Here is an 898-nt window from a genome sequence, read left to right as displayed (position 1 = left end):
GACGGGACGGGAGAGGACTGGGCCGGAGGGGACGACACGGGGACGACCCGGGTGGACCTCACCTACAGCTGTCCGTGACCCGCCCCCTCCCGGCCCCGGGGGTTCGGCCGCACACGCGCGGCGGCCGGTTCCGTCGGCCCCGCGCGGGGCCGACGGAACCGGCCGTCATCGTCCGTCCGCCGCCGAACGGTCGCGGCGGGGTCAGGGCAGCAGCCGCTCCACGGCCGCCGGCCCCTCTTCCTCCAGCTTCTTCCGCGCCCACTCCAGCCGCTCGGGGGTGGGCTCCCGACCGGTCAGGCGGACCAGGTCCTCCGGGTCCACGGGTCGGTCGCCTCCCGTGTGCAGGAGTCGGTCGGGTGTGGGACGGTTCTCGTCCAGGGGCTCGTTGCGCTCGGTACCGCGCGAGGACTCGTCCGATGTACTCATCCGATGTGCCTCCTGTTCACCGGTCCCCCGAGGGCCCGGGAGGGGGCCCCGTCGTTGTCCTCACCGTAGAACCGGCGACCGGCACCCGCATCCGGAGTGATCGGTTCCGGACACCCGCGGCGTTCGCTACACGCTCCTGTCCCCCATCGGGTGAACGGGGTCCCACCGGCCGAAGGGGTGCGGAAGGGACTCCCGACGCTCCAACCACTCCGGGGACACACCCGTCACACCGGTACGGGCGGCGACCACCCCACCGACGATGGCGCAGGTGGTGTCCACGTCGCCGAGGCCGGCGGCGGTCGTCCACAGCGCCTCGGTCAGATCATCGGCCCGGTGGGCGGCGCACCACAGCGCGAACGGCACCGTGTCGTCCGCGCGGATCCGGTGCCCGCTGCCCAGCAGCGCCGCCGCGCGTTCGGGGCCCGCGTCGCCGGGGAGGTCCGCCGCGCGCCCCACCCCCTCGCGCACCTCC

2 protein-coding genes are annotated in these 898 nt (G+C 75.1%); both read right to left on the bottom strand.

Annotated elements, in window-relative coordinates; genetic code table 11:
* Window positions 1–201: 201 nt before the first annotated feature.
* Complete coding sequence (locus FNQ90_RS25075) at window positions 202–426, bottom strand: hypothetical protein (protein ID WP_143625328.1); 225 nt, start codon at window positions 424–426, stop codon at window positions 202–204.
* A gap of 126 nt (window positions 427–552) precedes the next feature.
* On the bottom strand, window positions 553–898 hold a 346-nt coding region (locus tag FNQ90_RS25070), incomplete at its 5' end, for an ADP-ribosylglycohydrolase family protein (RefSeq protein WP_182608410.1).

The sequence above is a fragment of the Streptomyces alkaliphilus genome (assembly GCF_014141535.1).
GTDB classification, from domain to species: Bacteria; Actinomycetota; Actinomycetes; order Streptomycetales; family Streptomycetaceae; genus Streptomyces; species Streptomyces alkaliphilus.
This window is presented reverse-complemented; position numbering and strand designations above follow the sequence as displayed.